General features: G+C 67.2%; 19 protein-coding genes. 3 read left to right on the top strand and 16 right to left on the bottom strand.

Annotation, left to right across the window (positions count from 1 at the left end):
• Window position 1 precedes the first annotated feature (1 nt).
• Together GWK18_RS02050 and GWK18_RS02055 are read right to left on the bottom strand one after the other, a co-directional pair.
• Window positions 2-3,178 carry a bifunctional [glutamine synthetase] adenylyltransferase/[glutamine synthetase]-adenylyl-L-tyrosine phosphorylase gene (locus tag GWK18_RS02050; protein ID WP_166832858.1) on the bottom strand — a complete coding sequence of 1,059 codons (3,177 nt, stop codon included), beginning with the start codon at window positions 3,176-3,178 and terminating at the stop codon, window positions 2-4.
• Between the two features lies 1 nt (window position 3,179).
• Window positions 3,180-4,523 carry a glutamine synthetase family protein gene (locus GWK18_RS02055; RefSeq protein WP_166832860.1) on the bottom strand — a complete coding sequence of 448 codons (1,344 nt, stop codon included), beginning with the start codon at window positions 4,521-4,523 and terminating at the stop codon, window positions 3,180-3,182.
• A gap of 106 nt (window positions 4,524-4,629) precedes the next feature.
• Here GWK18_RS02055 and panB point away from each other — a divergent pair, with 106 nt between their 5' ends.
• Window positions 4,630-5,484, top strand: coding sequence for a 3-methyl-2-oxobutanoate hydroxymethyltransferase (gene panB / locus GWK18_RS02060; protein WP_123824559.1), 855 nt, complete (start codon window positions 4,630-4,632; stop codon window positions 5,482-5,484).
• A gap of 33 nt (window positions 5,485-5,517) precedes the next feature.
• Here the strand turns inward: panB and GWK18_RS02065 are convergent, their stop codons facing one another.
• Window positions 5,518-5,694, bottom strand: a complete 177-nt coding sequence (locus GWK18_RS02065) for an SPOR domain-containing protein (protein WP_123824560.1) — start codon at window positions 5,692-5,694, stop codon at window positions 5,518-5,520.
• Window positions 5,695-5,949: 255 nt separating this feature from the next.
• Between GWK18_RS02065 and map the strand changes: the two genes are divergently transcribed.
• Complete coding sequence (gene map, locus GWK18_RS02070) at window positions 5,950-6,801, top strand: type I methionyl aminopeptidase (RefSeq protein ID WP_167739197.1); 852 nt, start codon at window positions 5,950-5,952, stop codon at window positions 6,799-6,801.
• 99 nt (window positions 6,802-6,900) lie between these two features.
• Window positions 6,901-7,761 carry a polyphosphate--glucose phosphotransferase gene (gene ppgK / locus GWK18_RS02075; RefSeq protein ID WP_123824562.1) on the top strand — a complete coding sequence of 287 codons (861 nt, stop codon included), beginning with the start codon at window positions 6,901-6,903 and terminating at the stop codon, window positions 7,759-7,761.
• Window positions 7,762-8,197: 436 nt separating this feature from the next.
• Here ppgK and nrdR read toward each other — a convergent pair whose 3' ends face one another.
• The 13 genes from nrdR to murC all read right to left on the bottom strand — a co-directional run bounded on the left by nrdR (window position 8,198) and on the right by murC (window position 22,918).
• Window positions 8,198-8,806, bottom strand: a complete 609-nt coding sequence (gene nrdR / locus GWK18_RS02080) for a transcriptional regulator NrdR (protein WP_123824563.1) — start codon at window positions 8,804-8,806, stop codon at window positions 8,198-8,200.
• Between the two features lie 2 nt (window positions 8,807-8,808).
• On the bottom strand, window positions 8,809-10,158 hold the full coding sequence (hisD, locus tag GWK18_RS02085; RefSeq protein WP_245192727.1) for a histidinol dehydrogenase: 1,350 nt from the start codon (window positions 10,156-10,158) through the stop codon (window positions 8,809-8,811).
• A gap of 102 nt (window positions 10,159-10,260) precedes the next feature.
• Window positions 10,261-13,821, bottom strand: a complete 3,561-nt coding sequence (gene dnaE / locus GWK18_RS02090; RefSeq protein ID WP_166832864.1) for a DNA polymerase III subunit alpha — start codon at window positions 13,819-13,821, stop codon at window positions 10,261-10,263.
• A gap of 59 nt (window positions 13,822-13,880) precedes the next feature.
• The gene (locus tag GWK18_RS02095; protein WP_166832866.1) at window positions 13,881-14,819 is read right to left on the bottom strand and encodes an RluA family pseudouridine synthase; all 939 of its coding nucleotides are present in this window, start codon (window positions 14,817-14,819) and stop codon (window positions 13,881-13,883) included.
• Entirely contained in the window at window positions 14,816-15,370 is a 555-nt protein-coding gene (lspA, locus tag GWK18_RS02100; RefSeq protein WP_166832868.1) for a signal peptidase II, read from the bottom strand. Before lspA ends, GWK18_RS02095 begins: the two co-directional genes overlap by 4 nt.
• Before the next feature lie 19 nt (window positions 15,371-15,389).
• On the bottom strand, window positions 15,390-16,163 hold the full coding sequence (locus GWK18_RS02105) for a DivIVA domain-containing protein (protein WP_123824567.1): 774 nt from the start codon (window positions 16,161-16,163) through the stop codon (window positions 15,390-15,392).
• Between the two features lie 182 nt (window positions 16,164-16,345).
• The gene (locus GWK18_RS02110) at window positions 16,346-16,639 is read right to left on the bottom strand and encodes a YggT family protein (RefSeq protein ID WP_123824568.1); all 294 of its coding nucleotides are present in this window, start codon (window positions 16,637-16,639) and stop codon (window positions 16,346-16,348) included.
• A gap of 5 nt (window positions 16,640-16,644) precedes the next feature.
• Window positions 16,645-17,277: a cell division protein SepF gene (locus tag GWK18_RS02115; protein WP_166832870.1), complete on the bottom strand. Its 633-nt coding sequence runs from the start codon at window positions 17,275-17,277 to the stop codon at window positions 16,645-16,647.
• Window positions 17,278-17,394: 117 nt separating this feature from the next.
• The gene (locus GWK18_RS02120) at window positions 17,395-18,171 is read right to left on the bottom strand and encodes a YggS family pyridoxal phosphate-dependent enzyme (protein ID WP_166832872.1); all 777 of its coding nucleotides are present in this window, start codon (window positions 18,169-18,171) and stop codon (window positions 17,395-17,397) included.
• A complete protein-coding gene (locus GWK18_RS02125) occupies window positions 18,164-18,943 on the bottom strand; it encodes a polyphenol oxidase family protein (RefSeq protein ID WP_166832874.1) in 780 nt (259 codons plus the stop codon). The genes GWK18_RS02120 and GWK18_RS02125 overlap by 8 nt, the downstream gene beginning before the upstream one ends.
• 114 nt (window positions 18,944-19,057) lie before the next feature.
• The gene (gene ftsZ, locus GWK18_RS02130; protein ID WP_123824572.1) at window positions 19,058-20,305 is read right to left on the bottom strand and encodes a cell division protein FtsZ; all 1,248 of its coding nucleotides are present in this window, start codon (window positions 20,303-20,305) and stop codon (window positions 19,058-19,060) included.
• 259 nt (window positions 20,306-20,564) lie between these two features.
• Window positions 20,565-21,491 (bottom strand): cell division protein FtsQ/DivIB, encoded by a 927-nt coding sequence (locus tag GWK18_RS02135; protein ID WP_166832876.1) that lies wholly within the window; start codon window positions 21,489-21,491, stop codon window positions 20,565-20,567.
• Window positions 21,491-22,918: a UDP-N-acetylmuramate--L-alanine ligase gene (gene murC, locus GWK18_RS02140; protein WP_166832934.1), complete on the bottom strand. Its 1,428-nt coding sequence runs from the start codon at window positions 22,916-22,918 to the stop codon at window positions 21,491-21,493. Before murC ends, GWK18_RS02135 begins: the two co-directional genes overlap by 1 nt.
• Between the last annotated feature and the right edge of the window lie 37 nt (window positions 22,919-22,955).

Raw genomic sequence — 22,955 nt, forward strand, 5'->3', positions numbered from 1 at the left:
GTCACCGTCCGTAGAAGATCCGCTCGAACACCGCGCGGGAATGCCGTGTGATGCGCAGGTAGTCGTCTTCGAGTCGCGAGGCCTCTCCGGGCGGGTAGCCACACCAACGCGCCACGGCCTCCATGTCCAGGCCTGCCTTGGGCAGGACGTCCGATGCACGGCCCGTGCGCAACACGTTGTAGTTGCGAATCAACGTGCACAACCGCCAGGCCCTGGCCAGCGCGTCGGCGTCCGATTCCTCCAACAGCCCGGCCTCCACGCCCGCCTGTAGGGTGCGCAAGGTGCTCGTGGTCCGCAGACCCGCGTGGGCGTGGGCGTGCTGCAGCTGCAAGGTCTGGGCCAGCCATTCGACGTCGGAGAGCCCGCCGCGCCCGAGCTTGAGGTGCCGGTAGGGATCGGCACCGCGAGGTAGGCGCTCGTTCTCAACCCGCGCCTTCATCCGGCGGATGTCCTGCAACTGCCGGGCCGTGAACTCCGCGGGATACCGATGGACGTCGATGACCTCGAGGAACTGCTCGGACACGGCGTTGGAACCGGCCATGGGGCGGGCACGGGTCAGCGCCTGGAACTCCCAGGTGTCGGCCCACCGGTCGTAGTACTCGCGGTAGGAGTCCACCGATCTGACCATGGCGCCCTGCTTGCCCTCGGGGCGCAGGTCGTTGTCGATCTCAAGCGGACGTTCGGCCACCAGCGGTGGCGTGCAGGGGGCCTTGAGCAGTTGGGTCATGCGCTGTATCACTCGGTGCGCCTGGTCGGACGCGGCCTGCTCGGAGCCGCCGTCGGGTGCCTCCTCCAGGCCGCGGTGGCCGTGGTCGTGATCGCCTGTGCACCGGGCGTAGGCGTACATGACGTCGGCGTCGGAGCCGTACCCGATTTCCCGGCCGCCCTGGCGGCCCATGGCGATGACCAGCACGTCGGCCAGGCAGCCCTCCCCCTCGGCCACGTAGATTTCGCGTTCCGCGACGTGCAATGCCCCCAGCACGGTCGCCCGGTCGATGTCGGACAGGGCCTGGACGACGGCGTCCACGTCCAGCACGCCGCAGGCATCGGCCAGGGCGACTCGCACGACCTCGCGCCGCCGCAGCAGCCGGATCATGCGGATCGCGGCCGCGGCGTCGTCGTGCCGCTCCATCTGTGCCTGGATCTCTTCCCACATGTTTTCGAAGCTGCGGGGCACCAGGTCCTCGTCCTTGCCGAGCCAGGCCACCGCTTCGGGCAGGTTCTCCAACGCGTCCGTGACGTAGCGGGAGGAGGAGAGCACCTGGCACAACCGCTCGGCGGCCATGTTGGAGTCCCGCAGCATGCGCAGGTACCAGGGGGTGGTGCCCAGCGCTTCGGACACCCGGCGGAAGCCGAGCAGCCCGGCGTCGGCGTCCACGCCCTGGCCGATCCACTCCAACAGGACGGGCAGGAGCGTGCGCAGGATCTCCGCGCGGCGACTCACGCCCTTGGTCAGGGCTTCCAGGTGACGCTGGGCGGCCCGCGGGTCCCGGTACCCCAGAGCCTCCAGGCGGTCCCGCACCTGCTCGTCGGACAGCGCGACCCCGTCCAGTCCGGTCTTGGACAGGGCGGCCAGAAGAGGACGGTAGAAGATCTTCTCGTGCATGCCCCGCACCTGACGCTTCACCTTGCGCCACTGCTCCACCAGAGCTTCCCCGCTGGGGCGGTGCGGACCTTCCCAATCGGGGGGCTGAACGGCGTGGGCGATGACCGACAGTTCCGTCGCCTTGGTGGGCATCAGGTGTGTGCGCCGCAGCCGGAAGAGCTGAATCCGGTGTTCGAGCAACCGGAGCCACCGATAGTGGGCGTTGAACTGTTCCGCGTCCTTGCGGGCGATGTACCCGCAGTCGGACAGCGCCTGCAGTGACTGCGTCGTCGCCTGCGTCCGGACCCGTTCGTCCTTGTGTCCGTGGACCAGCTGCAGCAGCTGCACCGTGAACTCGACGTCACGCAGCCCACCGGGTCCCAGCTTGATCTGGCGTTCTCGATCGTCCGCGGGGATGTTGTCGGTGACCCGGCGACGCATGGCCTGGACGGATTCGACGAACCCCTCGCGTTGCGAGGACTGCCACACGAAGGGCGTGATGGCTTGTGCGTACCGCTCCCCCAGCTCCCTGTCCCCGGCCATGGGGCGGGCCTTGAGCAGCGCCTGGAACTCCCAGGACTTGGCCCACTTCTTGTAGTAGCGGACGTGGGAATCGATCGTGCGGGACAGTGGCCCGTCCTTGCCCTCGGGACGCAGGTTGGCGTCGAGTTCCCACAGCGGAGGCTCGGGACCCGTGGTCATGATCGCCCGTGCGGTCCCGGAGGCCAGGTCCGCGGCAAGAACGGCCACGCGGTCATCGTCGGGCGGAGCCAAGGATCCGGTGCCTGACACCTCCTGTGAGCCGGTCTCCGAGCCGGGCAGCAGTTCGTGCACGTAGATCACGTCGACGTCAGAGATGTAGTTGAGCTCCCGGGCACCGCACTTGCCCATGCCGATCACGGCCAGGCTCAGCCTCGGCAGCCACCGTGCGACGTCGTCGTCGGCCGCCGCGATCGCCTCGGCGCGCGACACGCTCAAACCGGCGTCCACCGCTGCAGCCGCGAGGTCGGCAAGCTGCCGACCAACGGCGGGGAGTTCGTCCACCGGGTTCGCGGAGCCCAGGTCCTTGAGCGCAATGCGGGTGAGTGCTCGCCTGTAGGCCACACGCAGCGCCTGATACGCCCCAGCACCGGTCAGTGAGGCCACCGGAGACCGGTGTCCACGCTCCGCTCCGACGGCGGTGAGCAGCTCCGCACGAAACGTGTCCCCCGAGATTTCGGAGGGATCGGTCTCCAACGGCTCGTCCACCAGGTCCAGATTCTCCGGGTGCCGGATCATGAACTCGCCCAGAGCTTCGGAGGCGCCCAGGAGACGGATCAGGGGCATGGCCCGGTCCACGTCACCCCGGACGTAGTCGACCGCCCTCGGGTGCACCTCGATCAGGCGCACCAGCGAGCGCACTGCCGTGTCGGGCGAAGCCGCGTACCGTTCGAGGGCACCGAGGATGGTCTCGCGGTTCGCCGAGGCCAGCTCGGGGAATCCCAGCCAACGTCGCGCGTTCCGGAGGTCTTCGAAACCGACGTGGATCAGCCTCCCGTCGGTGAGCTCGTCGACGGTGTCGTTCGGACCGGCGCCCGGAGCTGCGGCGGCCATGTCAGATCAAGCCGAGATTGGTTTCGAGCTCATGGCGGGTCACCACCTTGCGGTAGGCCTCCCAGTCCGCGCGCTTGTTGCGCATGAGGTGGGTGAAAACCTGCTCGCCGAGCAGGTCCGCCATGAACTCGGAGTTCTCCGCGGCGCGAATGGCGTCGTACAGGCTCGCCGGCAGTGGCTCGTGACCGGCCACGTGACGCTCGGCCGCGCTCATGGACGCCAGGTCATCCGATTCCACCGGGGGAAGTTCGTACTCCTCTTCCACGCCTTTCATGCCGGCGGCCATGATTGCCGCGTAGGCCAGATAGGGGTTGGCCGCCGAGTCCAGTCCGCGGTACTCGATCCGCGCTGATTGCACCTTGTCCGGCTTGTACAGCGGCACACGCACCAGTGCGGACCGGTTGTTGTGTCCCCAGGAGATGTACGACGGCGCCTCCGCACCGGACCACAGTCGTTTGTAGGAGTTCACGAACTGGTTGGTCACGATCGCCATGTCCGCGGAATGGCGCAGCACACCGGCGATGAAGTGCCCCGCGATCTTCGAGAGCTGGAACTCGGCACCGGCCTCGAAGAAGGCGTTCGTGTCTCCCTCGAACAGGGAGAAGTGGGTGTGCATGCCAGACCCCGGGTGCGCGGCGAACGGCTTGGGCATGAACGTTGCGTACGAACCGTGCGCCAGAGCGGTCTCCTTGACCACGGTGCGGAACGTCATGATGTTGTCCGCCGTCTGCAGCGGGTCGGCGTAGCGCAGGTCGATCTCGTTCTGCCCCGGTCCGGCCTCGTGGTGGGAGAACTCGACGGAGATCCCCACGTCCTCCAGGGTCAGGACGACGTCGCGGCGGAAGTTCTGGACCACTCCGCCCGGTGTGTGGTCGAAGTACCCCTCGCCGTCCACGGGAACGGGCTCGTCGGTCTGTGGGTCCAGCGCCGCGGACTTCATGAGGTAGAACTCGATCTCCGGGGCGGTGTAACAGGTCAGCCCCTTGGCTGCGGCCTTCTCCAGGACCCGCTTGAGCACGCCGCGCGGGTCGGCCAACGACGGTTGGCCCTCCGGGGTGAGGATGTCGCAGAACATGCGTGCGGTGGGCTGGTCTTCGCCACGCCACGGCAGGAGCTGGAAGGTCGAGGGGTCCGGCTGCAGGAGCATGTCCGACTCGGTGACCCGGGAGAGGCCTTCGATCGAGGAGCCGTCGAATCCGAGCCCTTCCTCGAAGGCGCTTTCGACCTCCGCGGGCGCCAGGGCGACCGACTTCAGTGTCCCCGTCACATCGGTGAACCACATGCGGACGAAGCGGACATCACGTTCCTCGATCGTGCGAAGGACGAACTCTTGCTGACGGTCCATGGCGACTCCTCAAACCTGCCGTACCGACGTCGGGTGTGACCCGATGGTCTCTATGCCACACCCTATCGCTCGGATCACACCCGATCGGTGCGGATACTCTGGTCCAATGAGCTTCACCCCGGCAGTCCAGGATCCGTCCGACCCTTCCGCCAAGCCCCTCCCGGAGGTTCGGCGGGTCCGCACCCACCACTTGGCACAGGCCAAGGCGACGGGTGAGAAATTCAGCATGTTGACCAGTTACGACCACATGACCGCCGAACTCTTCGACGCCGCCGGGGTGGACATGCTGCTGGTCGGCGACTCTGCCGGTGGCACGGTCCTCGGGCACACGACGTCATTGGCGATCACGGTCGAGCAGATGCTGCCGATGTGCGCAGCCGTCGCCGCTGCCGCGCGACGCGCGTTCGTCGTCGTGGACCTGCCTTTCGGGTCCTACGAGGAGTCGCCCGAGCAGGCCGTGCGCACGGCAGTCCGGTTCATGAAGGAGGGCGGCGCCCACGGGGTCAAGATCGAGGCCGACGAGTCGTTGGCCGACCACGTCGCGGCCGTGGTGCGCGCGGGGATCCCCGTGATCGGTCACGTCGGCTTCACTCCCCAGTCCGAGCACGCCATGGGCGGTTACCGCATCCAGGGCCGCGGAGAGGCCGCCCAGAAGGTCGTCGACGACGCCCTTGCGCTGGAGGCCGCAGGGGCCTTCTGCATCCTGCTGGAAATGGTCTCGGCCGAAACCGCTCGGGCGGTCGACCAGGCACTGGGCGTTCCCACGATCGGAATCGGTGCGGGCAGCGCCACCACGGGTCAGGTACTGGTCTGGCAGGACGCCCTGGGGCTCAACGGCAACAAGGTGGCGCGCTTCGTGAAGCAGTACGCGGACCTGCGCTCGGTGGTCTCCGAAGCGGTTGGCCGCTACGTGAGCGAGGTCCGCAACGGGTCGTTCCCGTCCGAGGAACACACCTACTGACGCTTCCTGCGGTCCCGGGCACGGTAGGCGTGCTCAGTCGTCGCCGAGGTAACGCCGTTCGTTCTCGTCCCAGCGCTGAGTGTTCTCCGCGGCGGTCTGCAGCGCCCGCTGTGCGTCCTCACGGGAGGAGTACGGGCCCATCAGCTGGCTGTAGTCGGACCGCGGTCCCTCTTCGACCTGACGGGTGTTGAGGTTGAACCAGTACTCCATCGTGACCTCCCATGTCCTTGTGGCCTCCGCTCTGCCGGATGCCCATGATCAGCCGCCGGTCCGGTCGGGCCCGGTGGTGGTCGTCACCCTACGGCATGAACGGTCAGAGCATTAGGCTGGCTCCAGGCCAAGCACATCCTCCAGGCGATCCAGGAGCCCTCTTCCGTGACCACAACCACCTCCCCGAGCCCGAACTCCGCGGCAGCGGCCTCTCACAATCTCCCGGCCGAGCCGGGACGAGCGCCGGTCGGTCGACTGCGCCCGGGCACTCTGGGACCGCGACGCGCCGTTCCAGCCTCGATCCAGCGTCCGGAGTACGTGGGCAAGCCGGAGGCCGATGAAGGCCACGACTCCAACATGTACACGCCCGAGGAGATCGAGAAGGTTCGGGTGGCCGGCCGAATCGCCGCCAACGCCATGTACGAGGCTGGCAAGGCCTGCGTGCCGGGAACCACCACGGACGAACTGGACCGCATCGCCCACGAATACATGTGCGACCACGGTGCCTACCCGTCCACGTTGGAATACCGCGGGTACCCCAAGTCCCTGTGCTCCTCGATCAACGAGGTCATCTGCCACGGCATCCCCGACTCGACCGTCCTCGAGGACGGCGACATCGTCAATCTGGACGTGACCGCCTACATCGGCGGGGTGCACGGGGACACGAATGCGATGTTCATGGTCGGTGACGTGGACGAAGAATCACGCCTGTTGGTCGAACGGACGCAGGAGTCTTTGAACCGGGCCATCAAGGCCGTGCGCCCTGGTCGGCAATTCAACGTGATCGGCCGCGTGATCGAGAAATACGCCCAGCGCTTCGGCTACGGCGTGGTCCGTGACTTCACCGGGCACGGCGTCGGCCGCGAGTTCCACTCCGGCCTGATCATCCCCCATTACGACGCCGCCCCCGCCTATTCGGAGGAAATCCGCAAGGGCATGATTTTCACGATCGAGCCCATGTTGACGCTGGGGACCATCAACTGGGACCAGTGGGAGGACGACTGGACGATCACCACCCGCGACCGACGCCGAACCGCGCAGTTCGAACACACAATGGTCGTGACGGACGACGGCGTCGAGATCCTCACCCTGCCCGACGGCGCGTGAGCACGACCGTCGCACACCACAACAGCCCTTGATCTACACGTGCGGCTGAACCAGTATCACTGACAGCCTCGCAGTACCTGCATCGGAAGGACACCGGCCATGAGCGACGAGACCATTGACAGCACCGGACGACGCGCGGACGACCCCGTCTCCGCCGCCAGCAAGGGTTCGACGACGAGCCCGCGGCGTGTGATCGGCATCGACGTCGGCGGGACCGGCGTCAAGGGTGGCATCGTCGATCTTGAGGTCGGCGACCTGATCGGTGAGCGCTACCGCATCCCCACACCGAAGCCCGCCACCCCGGAGGCCGTGGCCAAGGTCATCAAGGAGATCGTCGACGAGCTGCAGACCCGAGACGGCGCACCTGATCCGCACTCGCCCATCGGCGTCATCGTCCCGTCAATCGTCAAGGACGGCGTGACGTTGCTGGCTGCGAACATCGACCCCACCTGGGTCGGGGCCGACATCGCCGGGCTGTTGGAGAAGACCCTCGGCCGACCGGTGGCCGCCCTCAACGACGCCGATGGCGCTGGGCTGGCCGAATCCTTGTACGGAGCCGGCAAGGGAGTCAGCGGGACAGTCCTGGTCATGACTTTGGGCACCGGCATCGGCTCCGCACTGATCGTCGACGGGCGGCTGGTACCGAACGCCGAACTCGGCCATCTCGAACTCGACGGGCACGACGCCGAAACGCGAGCCTCGGCCACCGCGCGCGAACGCGATGACCTGTCCTTCAAGAAGTGGGCAACTCAACGCCTGCAGCCATACTTCGAGCACGTGGAGATGCTGTTCACGCCCTCCCTGTTCGTGATCGGCGGCGGAGTTTCCAAGAAGGCCGACAAGTTCCTGCCGCTGCTCGAATTGCGGACGCCGATCGAGGTCGCTCAGCTGCGCAACAACGCCGGGATCGTCGGTGCCGCGCTCTGGGCCGAACGAGACCCGGGAACCGCCGATTCCTGAACCCGGGCCTGCCGACCCCTTGACGGAGCGCCCCCAACTGGGACGGGTTGGGGGCGCTTCCCTGTTCGCGGTTCTTCAGCCACCTTGAGGATTCACGTGAGAGTTGACCCAACCTTCAGGGTCAGGTTGAACGGCTCGAAACACTCTGCGACGCCAGAGCACACTGATCGAAGGTGAAACTTGAGGTTCGGCTTCATGCCTGGCCACTCTGGAGCCCGGCGGCAGAGGCAGGTTTTCGGGGCATGCGTAAAGCCCGGCAGGTGTCGCGGCTTCCCCTCCGCAACCCCTGCCGGGCTTTGTGTCTTCAGTTTAGGGGCATGAATCCGACGAAAGCAACCCGGGCTAGCACGGTTTTTGGGGTCCCGACCGAAAAACCCCGGGCGTGTCCGCCACTGTTCAGGTCGACCGGCCCCGCGATCCGCATGATCACGCGGATCTAAAGTAAACGTTCCTGTGCAGGTCGAGACTCTGAATTTTTTTCTGACCGTCCCTTGACTGCTCGACTCTGAGTCTTGGGTTGAGAGTTTGCGCCGTTGCGTCGTGGCCGCCGCGGGGCGTGAGTCTCCTCGTCCACCAGTGCCTGCTGCCCCGTGGTCTGGTGCTGTTCGCCCCGCAGCACCTCGATGGCAGATTCGAAGTCGTCCAGGTCGTTGAAGGCCTGGTACACCGAGGCGAACCGGAGATATGCGACGACGTCCAGTCTCCGGAGCGGTTTCAGAATCGCGAGACCGACCTCGTGGGCCTCGATCTCTGCGATGCCGGCCGAACGCACCGACTCCTCGACTTCTTGCGCCAACTTGGCCAGGTCGTCCTCCGTGACCGGTCGGCCTTGGCAGGCCTTGCGCACTCCGGACACGATCTTGGAGCGCTCGAACGGTTCGGTGACGCCCGATCGTTTGATCACGGAGATCGACGTCGTCTCCAGCGTCGAGAACCGCCGTCCACACGAGCCGCATTGACGGCGGCGGCGAATGGCTGCGCCGTCGTCGGTGGTGCGGGAGTCGACGACCTTGGAATCCGGGTGTCGGCAGAACGGACAGTGCACGATCAGCCCTCCCGACGGACGTTCACGGCCACGCCGTGGTTGGGCAGGTTCTCGGCCTCGGCCAGCGCCACGATGTCCTCCTCGAGCACGGCCAGCGCCTCTTGGGAGTACTCGATGACCTGAACGGCCTTCATGAAACTCGTAGTGCACAAGCCCTGCGCGTGGACCGCGGACCCCCCGGTCGGGAGGACGTGGTTCGACCCGGCCGCGTAGTCCCCCAGCGGCACAGGGCTGTACGGGCCGAGGAAGATGGCGCCGGCATTGCGGACCCGTGCGGCGACCTCACGGGGCTGGGCCACATGCAGTTCCAAGTGTTCAGCGGCGTAGGCATCGGCGGCTGCGACGGAAGCCTCCAGGTCATCCGTGAGCACGACGCCGGACTGGGGGCCGGCCAGCGCTGTGCGGATCCGTTCGTCGTGCCGGGCGGTGGTCACCAGGTCGGCGATTTCCAGGGCCACCCGGTCGGCCAGCTCGGTAACGTGGGTGATCAGCACGGAACCGGCTGCCGGGTCGTGCTCGGCCTGGGAGATCAGGTCCGCCGCGACGTAACGCGGATTGGCTGTCTCGTCGGCGATCACGGCGATCTCGGTGGTACCCGCCTCCGCATCGACGCCGACGACGGACTGAAGGAGCCGCTTGGCCGTCGCGACGAACACATTGCCCGGGCCGGTGATGGTCTGCACGGGTTCGAGCACGTCCTGACGGCCCGCCTGCGTGGCATCGGAGGTCTCGGGTGCCGCGTCGGAGATTCCGTAGGCCATCGCGGCGAGCGCCTGGGCACCGCCGATCGCCCAGACCTCGTCGACCCCGAGCAACCCGGCCGCCGCCAGGATCGTCGGATGCGGGAGTCCACCGAACTCGGCCTGCGGCGGGGTGCACAGCACCACGGAGTCCACACCGGCCGCCTGGGCGGGAACGACGTTCATGACCACGGAGGACGGGTACACCGCCAGACCGCCGGGGACGTAGAGGCCCACCCGGGCCACGGGTGTCCACCGGTGGAACAGGCGTGCCCCGGGTGCCACCTCGACCTCCGCATCCGCGGGCCGCTGGGCCTCCGCGAAGCGTCGGCAACGTTCGATCGCGGACTCCAGTCCGTGACGCACCGCGGGGTCCAGGCCCTTGACGGCGCGGGTGATCTCCTCCGGAGCCACCCTGATCCTGCCCTGTTCGACACCGTCGAAACGCTGCGCGTACTCGCGAAGGGCCACTGCACCGCGGTCACGGACGTCGTCGATGATCCCGCGGACCGTCTGCTCTGCGGCGCCCAGGGACTGCGGGGTCTGGCGTGGTACCACGGCCCGTAGTTGGGCCCAGTCGAGATGCCGCCCCCGCAGGTCGATGGTGCGCATGAGCGGTGTAGCTGCGGTGGATGGTGAGGGGTTCTCGGGGCTCGCGTTCACGCCCTCCATCCTACGGGGCACCCGGAAACTATCCGGGGACGGGCCGCGGCCTCAGCCGGTGACTTCCAGGCAGGCCGGGCCCAGGAGCACCTTGAGGTCCCCGAACAGCGCCGGAGAGGCGTCCACGCGGTACTGCGGGGGCAGTGACCAGATCTGCAAGGAGCGTTGCGTCTCCAGGTGGACCCGGACCTCCGAGTCGCCGCGGTGGTTGCGCAGCACCTCTGCCAAGGCGTTGACGGTCTGTTCGGTGGCCTTGTGCTCGCTCAACGCGATCTTGACCGGACCGGAGTGACCGTCCGGGGTGATCTCCGGGACGGTCAGTTCCATGGCCGACAGGGACGTGGATCCGTCGTCGCGCTTCTGCAGACGGGCTTTGACGGAGCAGATGAGGTCCTCGGCCAGGACCCCCGCGATGGGGGCGTAGGTCTTGCCGAAGAACATGATCTCCACGGACCCCGTCCGGTCCTCGAGTTCGATCCGCGCGTAGGCGTTGCCCGAGGACTTGGCGATGCGGCGTTGCACCGAGGTGATCATGCCGGCCACGGTCACGATGGCACCGTCCGGCTTTCCGCCGTCCTCCGCGATCAGTGCCTGGACCGTGGTGTCCGAGTACTGCCCCAGGGCGTCGTCGAGTCCGCGCAGCGGGTGGTCAGAGACGTACAGGCCCAGCATCTCGCGTTCGAAGGACAGCATGTCCTTCCGCTCCCATTCGGGAACGTCGGGTACCTCGACGGCGAGTCCCTGTGAATCCTCAGCACCGGAGTCATCACCGCCCATTGCGAACAGGTCGAAGGTGAACTCGCCGTTGGCCTCGTTCTTCTTCTGGGCCACGACGTCGTCGATCGCCTGCTCGTGGCACATGACCAGGGACCGGCGGGTGTGGCCCAGTTGGTCGAAGGCACCGGACTTGATGAGCGATTCGATGGTGCGCTTGTTGCACACCACCACCGGCACCTTGGAGAGGAAGTCGTTGAAGGAGGTGAAGGCACCTTGTTCCTCACGTGCGTCCACGATCCCCTGGACCACATTGGCACCCACGTTGCGCACCGCGGCCATGCCGAAACGGATGTCGTTGCCCACGGGGGTGAAGGTGATGACCGATTCGTTGACGTCCGGCGGCAGCACGGTGATCCCCATGTGGCGGCATTCGTTGAGGTAGAGCGCCAGCTTGTCCTTGTCGTCACCCACCGAGGTCAGCAGGGCGGCCATGTACTCGGCCGGGTAGTGCGCCTTGAGGTAGGCCGTCCAGTAGGACACCAGGCCGTAGGCGGCGGTGTGGGCCTTGTTGAACGCGTAGTCGGAGAAGGACTCCAGGACGTGCCACAGGGTCTTGGCGGCGTCCTCCGAGTAGCCGTTCTCTTTCATGCCGCCGAAGAACACGCCCTGCTGTTTGTCCAGCTCGGACTTCTTCTTCTTGCCCATCGCACGGCGCAGCAGGTCCGCTTGGCCGAGCGTGTAGTTGGCCACCTTCTGGGCCACGGCCATGACCTGTTCCTGGTACACGATCAGGCCGTAGGTGGTGTCCAGGATCTCCGCCAGGGGCTCTTCCAGCTCCGGGTGGATCGGAGTGACTTCCTGCTGTCCCGTCTTGCGCAGGGCGTAGTTGGTGTGGGAGTTCACGCCCATGGGGCCCGGTCGGTAGAGCGCGAGCACGGCGGAGATGTCCTCGAACTCGTCCGGCTGCATCAGGCGCAGCAGGGAGCGCATGGGACCGCCGTCCAGCTGGAACACACCCAGGGTGTCGCCGCGGGCCAGCAGGTCGTATGAGGCTTTGTCGTCCAGTTCCAGGGTTTCCAGGTCCAGGACGAACCCGTCCCGGTTCAGGGTGATGTTCTCCAGGGCGTCAGAGATGATCGTTAGGTTGCGCAACCCCAGGAAGTCCATCTTGATCAGCCCCAGCCCCTCACACGTGGGGTAGTCGAACTGGGTGATGACCTGCCCGTCGGCTTCGCGGCGCATGAGCGGGATGATGTCGATCAGGGGGTCCGAGGACATGATCACGCCCGCGGCGTGCACACCCCACTGCCGTTTCAGGCCCTCCAGGCCGGTTGCCGTCTCGAAGACCTTGGCGGCTTCCGGATCCTCCTCGAGGACCTCGCGCAGTTCCCCGGCCTCGTCATAGCGTTTGGCGTCCTTGTTGTAGACATCGGCCAGGGAGATGCCCTTGCCCATGATGTCCAGCGGCATGGCCTTGGTGAGCTTCTCCCCCATGGAGAACGGGTACCCCAGGACGCGGGAGGAGTCCTTGAGCGCCTGCTTGGCCTTGATGGTGCCGTAGGTGACGATCATGGCCACACGTTCGTCGCCGTACTTGTCCGTGACGTACTTGATGACTTCCGACCGACGACGATCGTCGAAGTCGACGTCGAAGTCGGGCATGGACACGCGTTCCGGGTTGAGGAAGCGCTCGAAGATCAGGCCGTGTTCCAGCGGGTTCAACTCGGTGATGCGCATGGCGTAGGCCACCATGGACCCCGCACCGGAACCACGACCCGGACCCACACGAATACCGTTGTCCTTGGCCCAGTTGATGAAGTCGGCCACCACCAGGAAGTATCCCGGGAAGCCCATCTGCTGGATGATGCCCTTTTCGTACTCCGCCTGGTCGCGCGCTTCCTGCGGCACCCCGTTGGGGAAGCGGTACTCCAGACCCGAATCCACCTCCTTGGCGAACCAAGAGGCCTCGTTCTCCCCCTCCGGGACGGGGAAGACCGGCATGAACTTGCCGATCGACTCGTCGAACTCGACGTGGCAGCGTTCGGCGATCTCGAGTGTGTTGTCGCAGGCCTCCGGGTAGTCCCGGAACAGGTCGCGCATCTCTGCCGCGGACTTGAGGTAGAACTCGTCGGCGTCGAACTTGAAGCGTTTGGGGTCCGCCAGGGTCGACCCCGACTGCACGCACAACAGGGCCGCGTGTGCCTTGGCGTCCTCCGCGTGGGTGTAGTGCAGGTCGTTCGTGGCCACCAACGGGAGGTTGAGGTCCTTGGCCAGCTTCATGAGGTCCTGGTGGACGTTCTTCTCGATCCCCAGACCGTGGTCCATGATCTCGCAGTAGAAGTTCTCCGCGCCGAAGATGTCCCGGAACTCTGCCGCGGCGTCGATCGCCTCCTTGTACTGGCCGAGGCGCAGACGGGTCTGGATCTCACCCGACGGGCACCCGGTGGTGGCAATCAGTCCCTTGCCGTACTGGTTGAGCAGCTCGCGGTCCATGCGCGGCTTGTAGAGCTGGCCTTCCAGGGACGCGTAGGAGGAGGCCCGGAAGAGGTTCTGCATGCCCTCGGTGGTCTCTGCGAGCAGCGTCATGTGCGTGTAGGCACCACCGCCGGAGACGTCTTCACGACCACCTTCGTGGAACTTCACGCGGGACCGGTCCGTGCGGTGCGTGCCGGGGGTCAGGTACGCCTCCACGCCGATGATCGGTTTGATCCCAGCCTTGGTGGCCTTGGACCAGAAGTCGTAGGCGCCGAACACGAAGCCGTGGTCCGTGGTGGCCAGGGAATCCATGCCGTTGGCGTGACAGGCCTCGAAGAGGTCGTCGAGTCGGGCTGCACCGTCGAGCATCGAGTACTCGGTGTGCACGTGCAGATGCGTAAATCCCTTGCCCTTGGTCACCAGAAGATTCTAGCGGCGGACTCGGACACGAGCCTCACGGGACACCCGTGGGAGATCTCTCAGGGACCGCCGTCGCGCAGGGTCTCCAATGCGTAGTCGAGATCCGGGGGGTAAGGGCTCTCGAAGGTCACGTTCTCACCGGTGGCCGGGTGTTCGAAGCCCAGCCGACGAGCGTGCAACCACTGCCGGGTCAGCCCCAGGCCCGCGGACAGGGCCGGATCGGCCCCGTACGTCAGGTCTCCGCAGCACGGGTGGTGCAGTGCGGAGAAGTGCACGCGGATCTGGTGAGTCCGCCCGGTCTCCAGGTGGACTTCCACGAGCGTGGCACGACCGAAGGCTTCAAGGGTCTCGTAGTGGGTCACCGAATCACGTCCACCGTCCACGACGGCGAATCGCCATTCGTAGCCGGGGTGGCGTCCGATCGGGGCGTCGATCGTGCCTTCCAACGGGTCGGGCAGACCCTGGACCACCGTGTGGTAGACCTTCTCGACCGTCCGTTCCTTGAACGCGCGCTTGAGCGCCGTGTAGGCCCGTTCTGTCCGTGCCACGACCATGAGACCGGAGGTCCCGACATCGAGCCGGTGGACGATCCCCTGACGTTCCGCGGCTCCGGAGGTGCTCACGGAGACTCCCACCCCCGCCAGGGCACTCACGACCGTGGGACCCTTCCACCCGGGGGACGGGTGGGCGGCCACACCGGCGGGCTTGTCGACGACGACGATGTCGTCGTCGCAGTGGACGACCTCGAAGCCAGCGACCACCTCGGGGGTGATCTCGGCGAGATCGCGTTCTTCGGGCAGCAGCAGCCGGACCACCGAGCCGGCCGCCACCTTGTCGGACTTGGCCAGGACGCTTCCGTCGGCCGTGGCCTCTCCCGCCCGCAGGAGCTTTCCGACGACCGTTCGAGAGAGTCCGGTCAGACGGGCCAAGGCGGCGTCGGCCCGGGCGTCGTCGAACTCGTCCGGGACCGTGAACTCCTGGTGGACGCGGTCGGTCACCCGCCGCCCTCCTGTCCACGTCCGGTGCCCGCAGAGCGAGTTCCGTCCGCCTCACGCCCGGTCAACAGCAGGAACGCGATCAACCCGATCCCGACGACGACGCCGCAGTCGGCCAGGTTGAACACGGCGAAGTGCTTGACGTGGATGAAGTCGACCACGTGGCCGTTGGGGAATCCCGGCCACCGCAAGAGCCGGTCCGTGAGGTTTCCCAACGCGCCGCCCAGGACCAGCCCGAGGGCAACCACCCACGGCCGACTCCGGACCTTGGGCAGGAAGGCGAGGATGCCCACGCTGACCACGGCCATGATGGCCGTGAAGATCCAGGTGTGGTCCTCACCCATGGAGAACGCCGCACCGGGGTTCAGGATGTAGTGCCACTGGAGCCATTCGCCCAGGACCGGGACGGTCTCGCCTAGTTGCATGCTGCGTTCCACGAACATCTTGCTGCACTGGTCGAGGGCGTACACCAGAGCACTCACGGCAAGAGTGCCCAGGACGTAACCGGTGGCCGCACGGCCCCGCGAGGCCGCGGGCTGCTCGGCTGGAATCATGGGGCGGATCTTCGCCGCCTCAGGACGCGGAGTTCTGGCCGGAGGTGCCCTCCGGGTTGCCCTCGTCGGCCGCGGAGTCGGCGTCGGTGACAGCCTGCGGGGCGGCATCCGTGGCCCCCTGGACCTGCGGTTCGTCAGCGGGCAACTCGCCCACGATCGCAGCCACGTCGTCCTCCACGGGCGGAGCTGCATCGATGTCGTTGAGCTGACCGGAGATGAACTCCTTGAGCTTCACCCGGTAGGTCTGTTCGAAGCCGCGCAGATGATCGACCTTCTCCTGCAAGGCACCGCGCTCGGATTCCAGGCTGGTCAGGACTTCATCCTTCGAGCGCTGGGCCTCGGAGAGCAGACGGTCGTACTCGGACTGGCCGTCGGCCGTGAGGCGGTCATGTTCTGCCTGGCCCTTGGCCACGTACTCGTCGTGCAACCGCTGAGCCATGACCAGGACACCCGCCGCGCTCTGCGCGTCGCCGGCACCTGGAGCTGTAGCCCGGTCCACGGGCTCGCCTGCCGCACCGGCTGCGTCCTCGGCCACGATCGGCTGAGCGACCTCCTCCTCGGTCTCGACGGCGGGTGCGGTCTCCTCCGTGGTGGTTTGGGCGGTCGAGTCGTCGGCAACGGCTCCGGTCCCCGTTTCGAGCTGTTGACGCAGGTCGGAGTTCTCCTGGTTCAGCCGACGCAGTTCCACCACGATCTCGTCCAGGAAGTCATCGACCTCGTCCTGGTCGTAGCCCTCACGGAACTTCGTGGGCTGGAAACGCTTGTTGATGACGTCTTCTGGAGTCAAGGCCATCGGAAGTAACTCTCCTCGTGCAGGTCATTGCTCAGGCCGCCTCGGTTGCCGTGGTCATGGCCATCCGAGCGGTCGTGGTCTGGAATCACAGTACATCGTTGCTACTCCCTGTCCCCATTCCGAGGGGCAGAGATCAGCGTCACCACGCTTCACGTGGCCGCTGCGGGCCGTGGGCGCCGGGCTCAGGCGTAAAAGGCGACGCGCACCAGGGACTGCAGCAGGCTCAGCCCGAAGATGAGAATGAGCGCTGAGAGATCCAGGGCGATTCCGCCCATCTGCAGCGGCGGGATCAACCGTCGGAGGGGCTTGAAGACCGGGTCGGTGACCCCGTACACCACGGAGGCAAGGACCAGCACGGCGCCGCGCGGACGCCAGTTCCTGGCCCAGGACGTGACCATTTCGAGCACGAAGCGGGCCAGAACGATCAGCACCAGGAGGTGGATCGCCAGGTAGAGGATGCCGAGGACGATGCTCACTCAGGTCAGCCCTGTGCAGCCTCTTGGGTGTCCCCCGCCGCGGAGTTGTCCACGACCTCCACGTAGGAAGGCGTCAGGAGGAACACCGTGGTGGTGACCCGCTCGATGGAACCGTGCAGTGCGTAGACCAGGCCGGCGGCGAAGTCGACCAAGCGCTTGGCCTCGGCCTCCCCCAGATCGGTCAGGTCCATGATGACCGGGGTGCCGTCACGGAAGGATTCGCCGACCGATTTGGCGTCGTTGTACGAACGAGGGTGCACGGTGGTGATGGTGCGCATGTCGTCGGCATCCTCTCGGGATGTTGAGGGGGCACGCTTGATCGGCGTGACGGGGGCACGGTATTCGCCGGTGCGGCGTCGGTCCTGGGGCGCCCGAGACTTCGCGGGGGCCTCGGTGGCGGAACGGGAGGTGGACCCGGAGCTGCGCCCTGCGGCGGCGCGTTCACCCCGGGACGGTTCGCGCTCGGGGGTGGGACGCGCCTCCGCTTCGGGGGCGGGGCGGCGTTCGGCGGCGGGACGCTCGGCGCGTTCGGCGTGGTGACGCGGTTCCTGGCGTTCGTCGCGTTGGGGCCGATCGTTCGGCTCATCGGGCTCGGCCAGTCCCAAGGCGATCATGGCTCGGCGCATTGACTGACCCATGGACAGCACTCCTTGCTCTGCAACGGACGACGACGGTTGAGGTCGGTGGACGATGGTTCCGGGCGGTGGACCTCCGGCTGCGGTGCTCACCCTGCGGGCGGCCGCGCACGCGCTGGATCAGCCCACCGGACGCGCACCGAGAATACCGGAACCGACCCGCACGTGGGTGGAGCCCCACCGTACGGCCGCTTCCAAATCCGCGCTCATTCCGGCGGATATCTGGGTGGCGGACGGGTGCTGTTCCCGCAGCTGCTGTGCGTAGCCGTAGAGGCGCTCGAACGCGGGCTCGGGCGCGCTGCCCAGCGGGGCGACGGCCATGACGCCGCCCAACCGGAGGCCCTCCTCGGCGGCGACGGCATCGGCCAGGGCCGCCAGGTCAACGGGACGCACACCTCCGCGACCCTCGGAGTCGTCGAGCGAGACCTGGACCAGACAGTCGAGGTCACCTTCGGTACAGGGTCCACCCTGTGCCTGGCCTTCGGCGACCGCCGCCCGGTGGTTGCGCACAGCCTTGCCGAGTGCTGTGACCAACGACATGCGATCCACGGAGTGCACGCGCGAGGCGTAACGGACCACCGAGGTGGATTTCTTGGACTGGAGCTGTCCGATGAAATGCCACGTCGCATCGGGGACCGAGCGCGCCTTCTCGGCGGCTTCCTGGTCGCGGTTCTCCCCCACGTCACGCACGCCCAGGTCCAGCAGCCGCTGCACGTCCTGGGCGGGGAAGAACTTGGTCACGGCGATCAGGTCGACCGGCCCGGTCCCCACGTGTCGATCGTTCTCGGCCGCTGACAGGCGCTCCCGAAGTCGTTCGAGGTTGCCTCGGAGTTCATGGGTCCGGGCGTCCTCCACCGCGCTGTTCGCCGACTCAGTGCTGTTTTCCGACTCAGTCACTGTGGCCACCTCCCTGGACCGCGTGCGGTGCGCGGGCCACCGCGTCCGTCGGCATCTGCGCGCCGACGACGACGCCGACGATACGTCCGCTGCCCGGGTCACGCCGGTGAGAGGACAGCGCTTGATTCTCCAAGGTGCAGGCGGGACCGGCCTCGCCGACCGGACGCGTGACGACCACGTCGAGACGCTTGAGTTCCCTCACGACCGCCGCCGGAAGGTCCAGGCCAAAGGTTCCCCGGGCCGTGGTCGACCGGATGCCGGGCAGCCGACGCTCGGCGTCCGCGGCCATGTCCCCGGGGACCTCGTAGCAGGAACCACACACACACGGACCGACGACGGCGCGGACGGTCGTGGCCCCTCGGGCGCGCATGGTCTGCACCGTTGCTTCCAGGACCCCCTCGAGAAGTCCGTTGCGGCCGGCATGCGCCACGGCGGTCACGGACAGGTCCGGCGTGAGCGGGTCGGTCCCCTCGAACAGGACCGGGACACAGTCGGCCACCATTACGGCCAGTGGACGACCCGTGGTGGACACGGCTGCGTCGGCCGTGGGGGCAGTGCCGAGATCCGGATCGTCCGCGTCCGCCACGCGCGTTCCGTGAACCTGGTCCAGGAAGAGAAGGGAGCCTGGCTCGACACCCAGATCGTCTTCCAGGCGCAGTCGCCGACGACGTACGGCGTCCGCGTCGTCTGGGACGTGGAGAGCGAGATTGCCGAGTTCCCGGTCCGTGAATGCGACCCGCGCCGCCCCGAGTTCTCCGCGATACCAGTACATGCTTCGATCCTAACCACCCGCTGAGACCGGTCGTGGTTACCCGGTTCGGGCGCGTGAGGTCGGTCTTCCACCCGGTCCGTCACCCGGCGGGGCGAAGGACCGACCTCACCGAGATCACTTCAGGAAATCCGGGAAATCCAGGGAGTCCTTGCGGTTCGAGGAACCCTTGACCGTGTCCTGCTCGGCCGGGAGGTCCACGTCGAAACCGGCGTCGTCCGGGACGTCGTCGTTGCTGGTGCTCTGCCCACCCCACCCGGAGCCGTTGCCGGACCGGTTCGGAGCGGACTGGCCGCCGCGCTGCGGGCCACGGCCCAGGTCGGCGGGCTGACCGGCACCGGAGCCGAAGGCGGCACGGGTGGAGGCGGCCTGCTGGGCTGCCGCAGAGGTGTTGTTGGCGTTCGTCTCAGGCGACACGGAATCGAAACCGGCGGCGATCACGGTGACGCGAGCCTGGTCGCCCAGCGCGTCGTCGATCACGGCGCCGAAGATGATGTTCGCCTCCGGGTGGGCCACTTCCTGGACCAGGCGGGCGGCCTCGTTGATCTCGAACAGGCCGAGGTCCGAGCCACCCTGGATGGACAGCAGGACGCCGTGGGCGCCGTCGATCGACGCTTCGAGCAGCGGCGAAGCGATCGCGAGCTCGGCGGCCTTGACCGCCCGGTCCTCGCCCTGGGCCGAGCCGATGCCCATGAGCGCCGAACCGGCACCCTGCATGACCGACTTGACGTCGGCGAAGTCGAGGTTGATCAGGCCCGGGGTGGTGATCAGGTCGGTGATGCCCTGCACACCGGAGAGGAGCACCTGGTCCGCGGACTTGAACGCATCGAGCATGGACACGTTGCGGTCCGAGATGGACAGCAGACGATCGTTCGGGATGACGATCAGGGTGTCGACCTCGTCACGAAGGGTCTCGATGCCGTTCTCGGCCTGGTTGGAACGACGGCGACCTTCGAAAGTGAAGGGACGCGTGACCACACCGATGGTCAGAGCACCCAGGGAACGAGCAATCCGGGCGATCACGGGGGCGCCACCGGTACCGGTGCCACCACCCTCACCTGCGGTCACGAACACCATGTCGGCGCCCTTGAGGACCTCCTCGATCTCCTCCTGGTGATCCTCAGCGGCCTGACGTCCGACGTCGGGGTTGGCCCCGGCGCCCAGGCCACGGGTCAACTCGCGTCCGACGTCGAGCTTGACGTCGGCATCCGACATCAGCAGCGCCTGGGCGTCCGTGTTGATCGCGATGAACTCGACACCGCGCAAACCTTCTTCGATCATGCGGTTCACGGCGTTAACGCCGCCACCGCCAATGCCGACAACCTTGATGACGGCCAGGTAGTTCTGGGGAGTCGTGGTGTCCATGATCACCTGTTTCGCTTCGGGGGTCCGCCCGCGTGGGGGCCGAACGGGCTGCTTCCGGTGAGACCGTCAACCGCTGCCAACATTTCTTAACCTTCAAGTGGTGGTTCAGTGTTGGACTGCCGGTCGATGTGGCTCATCTCTTTCTTCCACGCCAAAGACTAGCAATGGGATTTCGCTCGAACGGATACGCGGGGGCGTGTTGAAGGTCGCATGCGGTCATTTTCCGTTCCAAGCCTCAAGGTTTGCCTCAAACTTGACGTCATTCGAGGACGGGATGCTCCGGGGAGGACACGTCGTAGACGTTGACGGCCCCGGTCTGCTCGCGCGCGTCCACGAGCTGCGCCAAGACCTCCGCCTTGAGGTTCCCGCGCGTGGAATCACCCCACCGAACGGTGACACCGCCGTCCAGTTCGAGTTCAACGGTCGAGTCCGACTCCGCCTTCGCGGAGTTCACCTGCTCGAGCAACGACGACGGAAGCGTGGACAGCACTCCCGCCACGGAGTCGAAGCTCTCGGTTCCCAGGACGTCCGTACCGCCTTCGATGACGGGGACCTGGACCTCCGCACGGTCCTCGACCGTCCGCAACACCGTGCCGTCCTGGTCCACGAGCGACCAGCCCTTGTCGCCGTCCTCGACGGCCGCCACGGGAACCCGCTCGGTCAACTCGACCACCAGGTGCCCGTCGGGAAGGGTCGAGATGTGCACGGACCTGACCTGGGGCAGAGACCCCAGGCTGTCCATGACGTCTCGTTCTGAGATCCTGGTCATGGGCACGCCCTCGAACTGGCTCAGGTGGTCCCGGACCTCGTCGGCGTCCGTCAGGCGGGCCCCTTCGACGTCGATGGACCGGACCGCGAACAGCGGCGAGAAGAACACGACGAAGACCAGCAGCAACGCCAGCAGGAGCGCCGCAGCGACCGCACCGAGCGTCCGACGGCGCCGTCGGGCCTTACGGGCCTCGGCCGAAAGCCCCGCGGGGGCACGGCGCTGACCGGGCTCCCGCCCCGACTGGGTCTGAACGGTACGGCGCCAGGCACTGAACCGCCCTCCGCCCGTGGGGACCTCCTCGAACCGTTCACTGTCCAGTTCCGAGACCTTGGACCCGTCGTTGACCTTGACCCGGGTCTTCACCGTGGAGGTCGCCCCGGAAGCCCGGGGACGGCCCGGCCGTTCTCCCCCGGGCATCAGGACGAAGGCTCCGCATCCCCCGACGTCCGGCCCTCGGCCAAGGCCTCCACTAGACGCGGGCCGTGGACTGTGACGTCGCCCGCACCGATGGTCAGGACCAGGTCACCGTGCGCGGCGGCCTGGACGATCTCTCGCACGGCATCCTCCGGCTGAGCTGCAGCGACGACCGTCGCGCCACCCGCGTCCGTGATCAAGGCCGAACTCACCCCCGGAACGGGGTCCTCGCGCGCGGCGAAGACCGGGAGCACCCACGCGCGATCCGCGATCTGCAAGGCCTGCGCAAACTCCCCTGCGAAGGCCTGCGTGCGCGAGAACAGGTGAGGCTGGAACAGGGCCAGGACCTTGTGCTCCCCGGCCACCTTGCGGGCTGCCGTGAGCGCAGCGGCGACCTCGGTCGGGTGATGGGCGTAGTCGTCGAAGACCCGCACCCCGTTCCCCTCGCCCTTGAGGTCGAAACGGCGGGCCGACCCGTGGAAGCCCGTCAGGCCGCGCAGCGCTTCCTCGGCCGGTATGCCCATGGCCGAGGACACCGCGAAAGCCGCGGCCGCATTCAGCACGTTGTGCTCCCCCGGTACCACCAGGGTCATCCGGTGCCGTCGGGCATCGGCCCCTTCTCCCACCGACAGGGTGGCGGAGGTGCCGAGGCCGTGGGACTCGATCTCCTTGATGGAGATGTCCGAGGTGGGATCGGTGCCGTACGTGAGCACTCGGGCTCCGGCATCCCGTGTCCGGCGCGCCAGCTCGCGCGAGCCGGCGTCGTCCTGACAGGCCACCAGGGTTCCGCCCGGACGCATGGTGGCGGTGAAGTCGTCGAAGGCCTGGAAGAACTCCTCCGTGGAGCCGTAGTGGTCCAGGTGGTCCGGTTCGATGTTCGTGACCACCGCGACGGTCGGCGCGTACTTGAGGAAGGAACCGTCGGACTCGTCGGCCTCCGCCACGAACCACGCGCCGTGCCCGAGCGCGGCGTTGGCGCCGAGGTCCGCGACGTGGGCACCGATCGCCCACGAGGGCTGGACGCCGGCCGCTTCCAGCATGACGGCGATCATCGAACTGGTCGTGGTCTTTCCGTGCGTTCCGGCCACGGCGACCACCTGGGACCCGTGCATGCTCACGGCAAGGGCGTCGGAACGGTGGACGACAGTGAGCCCCCGTTCCCGTGCGGTGGCCAACTCGGGGTTGGTCTCCCGGATCGCGGTGGACACCACGACCGTGTCCACGTCGTGGACGTTCTCCGCCCGCTGCCCGACGACGACCGCCGCACCCTGTTCCCGCAGGCGCGCGAGGCCCATGGACTCCTGTGCGTCCGAGCCGGACACGGGCACACCGTGGGCCAGCAGGAGGCGGGCCACCGCCGACATGCCGGCACCGCCGATACCGATCAGGTGCGTGCGGCCGAGGTCCCGCGGGTCGGTGTCGACGCCCACGGGTGCCGTAGGTGCGGAATCGACCTGCCCTGCGCCG

The organism is Kocuria sp. JC486 (assembly GCF_011602805.1).
Classification (GTDB): Bacteria; Actinomycetota; Actinomycetes; order Actinomycetales; family Micrococcaceae; genus Kocuria; species Kocuria soli.

Bases quoted from the DNA above. Each gene is read 5' to 3' on its own strand.
- lspA (WP_166832868.1), bottom strand. From the start codon at position 15,370: ATGATTCCAGCCGAGCAGCCCGCGGCCTCGCGGGGCCGTGCGGCCACC.
- GWK18_RS02050 (WP_166832858.1), bottom strand. From the start codon at position 3,178: ATGGCCGCCGCAGCTCCGGGCGCCGGTCCGAACGACACCGTCGACGAG.
- ppgK (WP_123824562.1), top strand. From the start codon at position 6,901: ATGAGCGACGAGACCATTGACAGCACCGGACGACGCGCGGACGACCCC.
- ftsZ (WP_123824572.1), bottom strand. From the start codon at position 20,305: ATGGACACCACGACTCCCCAGAACTACCTGGCCGTCATCAAGGTTGTC.
- GWK18_RS02105 (WP_123824567.1), bottom strand. From the start codon at position 16,163: ATGGCCTTGACTCCAGAAGACGTCATCAACAAGCGTTTCCAGCCCACG.
- GWK18_RS02115 (WP_166832870.1), bottom strand. From the start codon at position 17,277: ATGGGTCAGTCAATGCGCCGAGCCATGATCGCCTTGGGACTGGCCGAG.
- GWK18_RS02135 (WP_166832876.1), bottom strand. From the start codon at position 21,491: ATGCCCGGGGGAGAACGGCCGGGCCGTCCCCGGGCTTCCGGGGCGACC.
- GWK18_RS02065 (WP_123824560.1), bottom strand. From the start codon at position 5,694: ATGGAGTACTGGTTCAACCTCAACACCCGTCAGGTCGAAGAGGGACCG.
- GWK18_RS02125 (WP_166832874.1), bottom strand. From the start codon at position 18,943: ATGTACTGGTATCGCGGAGAACTCGGGGCGGCGCGGGTCGCATTCACG.
- panB (WP_123824559.1), top strand. From the start codon at position 4,630: ATGAGCTTCACCCCGGCAGTCCAGGATCCGTCCGACCCTTCCGCCAAG.
- GWK18_RS02055 (WP_166832860.1), bottom strand. From the start codon at position 4,523: ATGGACCGTCAGCAAGAGTTCGTCCTTCGCACGATCGAGGAACGTGAT.
- hisD (WP_245192727.1), bottom strand. From the start codon at position 10,158: ATGCGCACCATCGACCTGCGGGGGCGGCATCTCGACTGGGCCCAACTA.